The organism is Flexivirga caeni (assembly GCF_003724155.1).
Classification (GTDB): Bacteria; Actinomycetota; Actinomycetes; order Actinomycetales; family Dermatophilaceae; genus Flexivirga; species Flexivirga caeni.
Genome location: NZ_RJJQ01000036.1, coordinates 1 through 7,155 on the forward strand (window position 1 = coordinate 1; position 7,155 = coordinate 7,155).

The 7,155-nt window shown below is 63.1% G+C and carries 7 protein-coding genes; 5 read left to right on the plus strand and 2 right to left on the minus strand.

Annotated features, from left to right (window positions below):
* Positions 1-283: 283 nt before the first annotated feature.
* Positions 284-1,720: an acyl-CoA dehydrogenase family protein gene (locus EFY87_RS19730; RefSeq protein WP_158607733.1), complete on the minus strand. Its 1,437-nt coding sequence runs from the start codon at positions 1,718-1,720 to the stop codon at positions 284-286.
* 59 nt (positions 1,721-1,779) lie between these two features.
* Complete coding sequence (locus EFY87_RS19735; RefSeq protein ID WP_158607734.1) at positions 1,780-3,327, minus strand: APC family permease; 1,548 nt, start codon at positions 3,325-3,327, stop codon at positions 1,780-1,782.
* Positions 3,328-3,759: 432 nt separating this feature from the next.
* On the opposite strand from EFY87_RS19735, the gene EFY87_RS19740 reads away from it, so the two are divergent.
* The 5 genes from EFY87_RS19740 (at position 3,760) to EFY87_RS21425 (ending at position 7,046) form a co-directional block, all read left to right on the plus strand.
* Positions 3,760-3,969: a transposase family protein gene (locus EFY87_RS19740; protein WP_123273203.1), complete on the plus strand. Its 210-nt coding sequence runs from the start codon at positions 3,760-3,762 to the stop codon at positions 3,967-3,969.
* Positions 3,970-4,155: 186 nt separating this feature from the next.
* Complete coding sequence (locus tag EFY87_RS19745) at positions 4,156-4,746, plus strand: ISAs1 family transposase (RefSeq protein WP_158607735.1); 591 nt, start codon at positions 4,156-4,158, stop codon at positions 4,744-4,746.
* A gap of 517 nt (positions 4,747-5,263) precedes the next feature.
* A complete protein-coding gene (locus tag EFY87_RS21230) occupies positions 5,264-6,031 on the plus strand; it encodes a reverse transcriptase domain-containing protein (protein WP_281276229.1) in 768 nt (255 codons plus the stop codon).
* Positions 6,015-6,629, plus strand: coding sequence for a group II intron maturase-specific domain-containing protein (locus EFY87_RS21235; RefSeq protein WP_484103575.1), 615 nt, complete (start codon positions 6,015-6,017; stop codon positions 6,627-6,629). The genes EFY87_RS21230 and EFY87_RS21235 overlap by 17 nt, the downstream gene beginning before the upstream one ends.
* 291 nt (positions 6,630-6,920) lie before the next feature.
* Positions 6,921-7,046, plus strand: a complete 126-nt coding sequence (locus EFY87_RS21425; protein WP_425459376.1) for a hypothetical protein — start codon at positions 6,921-6,923, stop codon at positions 7,044-7,046.
* Positions 7,047-7,155: the final 109 nt, after the last annotated feature.

Consider the following 7,155-nt stretch of genomic DNA (forward strand, 5'->3'; position numbering starts at 1 on the left):
GAACTACTCATCAAAAATCAGGTTCCTCAACTCGCCCTGCAGGGGTCAACTTTGCTAACGGGCACTGGACTCAACTCACCTTGACACGCAGGGCACGCGCCACGGGTCATGGCCACCTGCCACAACGCAGGGCACTCAGCCTCCTACGCGTGGCCGGGTGGGACATCACCGCGGCTCTACGACACCATGCCTGGCATCCCGACGGAGCCATCAAACTAGCGCTGACCCGCTGACATGCGACCTTTCCGGGGCCTTGCCTGCCTCTACCCGTACCGGGATTGAATTACAGGTCTGACTCAGCGCTCACGCCGAGGTGTATCTCGGCGGCGGACACGGCAAACAGCTCGAACTGGTCGGAGACTGTCCGGCTGGCGAGAAGATCCCGGAAATAGCGCAGGAGGCGTGAGCCTTGGGCGGAGTTGCGAGAGCCGGAAGAGCGCAGCATCATCTCGACCGCCTCCCACACCTGGTTCTCCGCCATGAAGTACATATTGTTCAAGCGCAGTGCCCGCTCCGCGCTGAACGGCTCAGAGCCTGTAACCGATCGCCGTGCAAACTCTTCGTAAAGCTGACCACCGCGCGCAGACATCGCCACCGCGGAGTCCACCAACGCCATCGCTGTCCCGAACTTCTCCTTCCAGACCGGGTGCTCGCTTCGCCGAGCATCGCCATCGCTCCACGGGGCCCTGCTCGTGGAGATGACCCGTTCGTACTCGTCGACGGCAGCCAAGCCCAAACCGGCTACGATCGCAGCAGACTCGCCTTCTGCGAAACCGATGAAGGGGCCGCCGTAGACCGGATTGCCGTGCAGACGAGACCCTAGGGTATCGCCCGAAATCGATGCCATCCATGACGTATCAACAACGTGCCACTCGGGCACAAAGGCATCCTCTACGTGAATGCCGTGTGACCCACTCCCCCGCATGCCGATAATACTTCCCCAATCCTCGAGCACCGTATAGGACGAACGCGGCAACACAGCAACGTAGGAGTCCGGCTCGCCGTCGCCGTCCGAAGGCAGCGTGAAGTTAGGCATGAAATGCGTTGAATAGGGCGAACCAGAACAGTACTTCCAGGTTCCGGAGATGCGCAGCCCTCGTACACCGTCGCGCTCCTCGCGGGTGATCACCACATCCGGTTGCGGGTTCGAGCACAGCGGGCTGACCAGATATCCGTGCTCACCGAAGATCTCCTTCTGTGCCTTCTCCGGCCAGTAGGACGCGAGGGTGAGCGTGCGCCCGGCTGCAAAGCAGAGACACCACGCACTAGACGTGCAACCCCGGGCGACCTCGGTGATCACCTTGTAGAAGGCCTCGACACCTAGCTCGAGACCGCCGAACATCTTGGGCAACAGCACGCGGAAGAAGCCCGCGTCGAGAAAGGCCTGGTGCATCTCCGGGGAGTAGGTGCCGCGCTTCTCTGTTTCGGCCTGCTCCGCCCGGAGCTTCGGGCGCAGTGCGCGTGCAGCAGCCAACAGTCCTTCGAGCTGTTCGCGGTCAGACCCCTCCAAACCCGTCACGACCCCGATGCTCTCGGGACCAGAATCGCCCGGGTATGAGTCCGCGGCCTTACCCGACTCTATGTTGCGCAGATAGGCGCTGCCGATGTCGAAGCTGGACTGGTTCCCTGACATGTAGTCCTCCATGGATTTTCGCGAGTTTGGTTCGAGGGGAGAGCTAGCCATCCGCTCGATCTTGTTTGAGTCGATGCCGCTCTTCACGGGCATCAGTTCGGTTCCGGGTTGGTTCGCTGGCCCAATGATGGCTGTGGCCTCACGGCTCATATCTCTTCGAGTTCCTCGAGACTGGCCGCGCTGGCGCCGAACTGCCCACGACGGCGACGGATAGTGCTCTGGACGAAGGAAAACAGCAAGAAGCCGGCTACAATTAAGATATTCACATACATCGACGCGGAGGCGTGGTAAAGATTCGAGAACAAGATTCCGCAGGCGGACAACACACCCACGCCGGCTGCCACAACCAGGTAGGCGGCGTGGCTGTCCTTGCGGCGTAGCCAGCCGAACGCGCTCAGACACACGGTTCCGTAGATGACGGCAGTGATCAGGCCCTGAATTCCACCGATCCAGGTGAACACCGTCAAGTAGGCCGGAGAACCCGTTTTAACGAATAGCGAGCCGGCGACTGCTGTGCCAAGCACCAGCGCAACCATCCATACCACCGGCGTTGCCGTCGCAACTGTCGGGACGTGACGTTTGCCGCTCACCCGGGTTAGGGCGTGTGGAAGCCGGCCGTCGCGGGCCAGAGCGAACAAGCCCCGGCTGCCGTACACACAGGTCCCCAATGTCAGTGTGAACATGTCGAAAAGCAGCATAACGGTTAGAACATCGACCAGCCAGGTCGCACCGTAGTGCCCTGGCGCGGCCAAGGCCAGCAAGGGAGCCGCATCCTTCGCGATCGCGTCGCCGTCCAGGTGGAAGCCGAGGACGGTTGCGTACGCGACAAGCATGAAGTAGACCGTGAGAAGGCCGACGACGATCATCAGGGCGCGTGGGATCGATCGTTTGGGGTTCGGCGTTTCCTCGGCCAGGTTCTGCGCCGACTCGACCCCGGCGAAGATGAACAGCCCGTAAAGCATGCCCCATGCGACTCCCAGCCAGCCATGCGGCGAAGAGTGGACATTGAACGGTGCCAGCGCGTCCACCCCTCCGGAGATGCTTCGGATGATCACCACGACCGAGAACGCGGTGATCGCCAGCATTGCCACCAGCATCCAAACAAGCTGGATCCTGGTGGAGATCCCGACTCCCAATGCGAGTATCAAAGCAGATACTGCGATTAGTCCGAGACTCAGTATCCACCATGAGATGTGTATGCCGAACTGACTGCTGAGATAACCCTGGAGATACCCACCGAAGATGAGCGGCGTCAGTGGACCAAGGACAATGGAGAGGTAGTTGAGCGAGCCGAACGCGGTACCGGTGCGGTCTCCGAATGAGCGGCTGATGAAGACGTAGACCGAGCCAGTTGTGTCCAGGTAGCGTGAGAACCGCGACAACGTCCACATCACGCCGAACATCGTTACGGCCGAAAATAGGACCGACAACGGCACGGCGCTGCCAGCTCCGTTTCCGGTCGTGCCGCCCACGATCAGCGGAAGGAAAGTTATCGCATTAAAAATGGGGGCGTTGGTAGCCAGCGACTGGGCGATGACGTGGCTGAGGCCGAGCTTGCGGTCACCGAAGGAAGCCCGCGATGGCGATTCGCTCTGAACACCGTTTTCCGCTTGTGCAGGCCCTGGCCCCGGGGAAAGGGAGGTCGCAGCGTTTGTCCCTTCGTCCTGCTCTGATGGATTTGAGTTGCTGGACACCACCGTCTCCTGTGCGTTTATCGTACGCGTGGTTCGTTATGAGTTCAGTTAGCATCCCGCTGGTCAGCGCATCTGTCAACCCCTCTGGCAAACTATTGCCCACCGCCCCCGAAGCGATGCCTCAGATGGCGATGCTTAAACGCATTGGGGAGATCGCGAGACCTCAGATCACGCAACCGTGTCTGACACGCCGCCACCGGACAATGAAGCACGACGCAGATGTCGTTGTGGCCGACGCCCGGGCACCTCACTCCGGTTTGACCGCCGCCCGTGAACTCGGGTAGATCGCAGGGCCTCGGCAAAGTCGGTTTGTGGGGCTGTGACCTGCGGGAACGTGTAGGCGTGGGCGGCGTGTTGCGGTAGGTGGGCGTGGGCTGGTGGTGACGATGGGAGTTCTCACACAACCGACGCGACCAGGGAGCCCACGCCGCTATGCCATCTTCTCCTACGACGCCCATTGTTCGCATCCCGCTGGTCGAGGTGTTCGCGACGGTGCCTGATCCCCGGGATCCGCGTGGGGTGCGGCACGCGCTGCCGGTTGTGCTGACAGTGGCCGCGGCAGCGGTGCTGGCTGGTGCCAAGACGCTGGTCGCGGTCGATGAGGGGTGGCAGAGGTGGACCGGGATGCGTTTTCCCGATTAGGGATTGGGACCCAGGTGGTGTTGCCCTCGGAGTCCGCTATCCGGCGCACGCTTGCACGGTTGGACGCTCAAGACCTGGACGCGCGGATCGGAGCGTGGATGGCCATCCGGATCGGTCAAGCCGGCGGTCGGCGGGTGATCGCGGTAGACGGCAAAAAGCATGCGCGGCGGGGGTGTGGACACTGTGATGCCGCATTTGCTGGCCGCGTTGGACCACGACCGGGGCGCAGTGCTCGCTCAGCGGGCCGTGCCGGACAAGGGCAGCGAGATCCCGGAGTTGACATGCCTGCTGGCGCCAATGGACCTGACCGACACGGTCGTAACTGCGGACGCGTTGCACTGCCCGCGTGGCACCGCAGCATGGTTGACCGGGCGGGGCGCGGACTATCTGCTGACGGTCAAGGCCAACCAGCCCGGGCTGCGGAACGCGCTCAAGCGCCTCCCCTGGGCGAAGGTGCCCGCCCACTCCTACCGTGACCGTTCCCACGGGCGCAAGGTCACTCGCACGATCAAGGCGATCGAGATCCCAGACTGGATCGACCGGCCCGGCGCCGCGCAAGTCGCTCAAGTCCGCCGGACTCGAATCATCAAAGGCCGCAAGCATGTTGAGGTCGTCTACGTCGTCTGCTCGGTGCCTATGAGCGAGGCATCACCGGCAAAGATCGCCGCGTGGATCCAAGGACACTGGCACATCGAGGTGCGCCATGAGGCGCTTTGTTTCCGGATGGAGGTGAGAGACCCCATCGCCTGGCTGTCGCAGCAGCCGGGTAGAAGTTGAGGGCAGCCGCCGCGCCGGAGGAAGCGTGGGCGTGGTGGTGGCAAGCGGCCCTGACACCGTCGGGACGTGCGGGGACTATCAGACCGTGCGGGCTCGGCCAACGAGTTGTAGTGGGATACGCAAGGAACCGGTGCTTGACGCCTCGTTACCCAGAACCGTTCTCAAACCTGGTGGATATGGGACGGGACAGCGGTGCGGGCCGGGCTCTTTCGATAAGCAGGCTCCCGCCCGTCATGGCCTCGTTCGAGGGCGTGACGGGCAGGTCGTCTCGTGAGACTGCGGGCGAGACGAAGACCGTCGGGGTATAGCCGGGTCCCTCCTACTACGACCGGAACAAAGTGAACATGGGAACCGTGTGGGGCTCGCCCTCACCCGGCCCTCGTTTCGAGGGTGGGCGGGCAGGCGCGCTGGCCGCTGATGGGCCACACGCGGGGCGGAGCGGTCGTAGTACTCCGAGGACGGTAACGCTGTCCGCATGGGGAAGGACCGCAGCGAGTCACGCAAGCAAGGAGAGGAAATGGCAGGAGACACGCTGGTGAATACCGGCGTTCCGGACGGTGCCGAGGAATCGGCGCGGTTGCGGGTACTGAGGATTCAGTCCAAGCTGCACGATTGGGCAGCGGCCGATCCTGGCCGCGTGTTCGATGATCTGTCCAACCTTGTGGTCGATCCGGCGTTCCTGTGGGAAGCGTGGCACCGGGTGCGGACGAACGCCGGGGCGAGGACTGCCGGAGTAGACCGGTGGACCGCGTCCGGGATCGAGGAATCCGTCGACGGTGTCGACGGATTCCTGGCACGGTTGCGCGCCGATTTGAAGGCGCGCACATTCGTCCCGTTGCCGGCGCGTGAGCGTCTCATCCCAAAACCCAATGGGAAGAGGCGCCACCTGGGCATCCCGACGGTGGCCGACCGTGTGGTTCAGGCAAGCCTGAAACTCGTGCTGGAGCCGATCTTCGAGACCGGGTTCAGTTCATCGAGTTACGGGTTCCGTCCGGGCCGCCGGTGTCAGGACGCGATCGAGGACATCGTGCACCACGCCCGACAGGGCTACCAATGGGTGTTCGAGACCGACATCGCGTCCTGTTTCGACGAGATCTCGCATCCGGTCCTGATGGGTCGGGTGCGTGATCGGATCGGCGACAAGCGGGTCCTTGCCCTGGTCAAGGCGTTCCTGAAATCAGGGCCTGGTCAGGAACGGGGTCCTGCGGGGCACCCTGTCGGGCACGCCACAAGGCGGGATCTTGTCCCCGTTGCTCGCGAACATTGCTTTGGGCATGATCGATGAGCACTTCGACGCGAAGTGGGCGGCGCACGGAGGTGGCGATGGGCGTCGTGCTCACCGTCGTCACGGTGGCGCGACCTACCGGCTGGTCCGGTACGCCGATGACCTGGTCGTCATGGTCCATGGCACCGCCGAGCAGGCCAACGCGCTACGCGATGAAGTCAGTCAGGTAGTAGCCCTCATCGGGTTGCGCTTGGCCGAGGAGAAGACCCACACCGTCCATATCGACGACGGTTTCGACTTCCTGGGATTCCGCGTCCAGCGGCACACCCAGTGGGGCACGAACCGGCGTCGGGTTTACACCTACCCCTCCAACCGGGCCGTGAAGACGGTGCGGCGCAAGGTCAAGGAGTTGACCGGACGACAGACCATCAACCAGGACCCCGCAGCAGTCTTCACCCGGTTGGGGCAGATCTTGCGGGGATGGACCAACTATTACCGGCACGGGCGTCGAAGATCGCTTTCAGTGAACTCGGGAACTACTTGTGGCACCGAGTGTGGAAGTGGCTGCGACGTAAGCACCCGCGCCGGCATTGGCGATGGTTGGCCCGCGCCTACAGCACACCCGGAAACCGGTGGACGTTCGCCGCCGCAGACGTGACCTTGTTCGAACCGGCGAAGGTAGCGATCATCCGCTACCGATACCGGGGCGATCAAATCCCGACTCCGTGGCAACACCCCGCCCGGACGCCCGCCGCCTGAGGGACTCGTGGAGAGCCCGGTGCCGGGAAACTGGCACGCCGGGTTCGGAGGAGCGGCCAGGGGAAACGCCCCGGCAGAAACGCCAGGAACCGCGCCCCTGGCCGACTCCCACAACGCGTTGCATTGGGTCCGCAACGTGACCTTCGACGAAGACCGTCACCAACTCCGCCACGGGACCGGACCCCATGTCATGGCAGCTCTACGCAACACCGCGATCAGCCTGCTACGCCTGGCCGGATGGGCCAGCATCGCAGCAGCCCTATGCCATCACGCCCGCGACAGCAACCGCCCCATCGAACTCCTGGCAACCTCGTAAACAGACTTTGCCGAGGCCCTGCGTGTCAAGGTGAGTTGAGTCCAGTGCCCGTTAGCAAAGTTGACCCCTGCAGGGCGAGTTGAGGAACCTGATTTTTGATGAGTAGTTC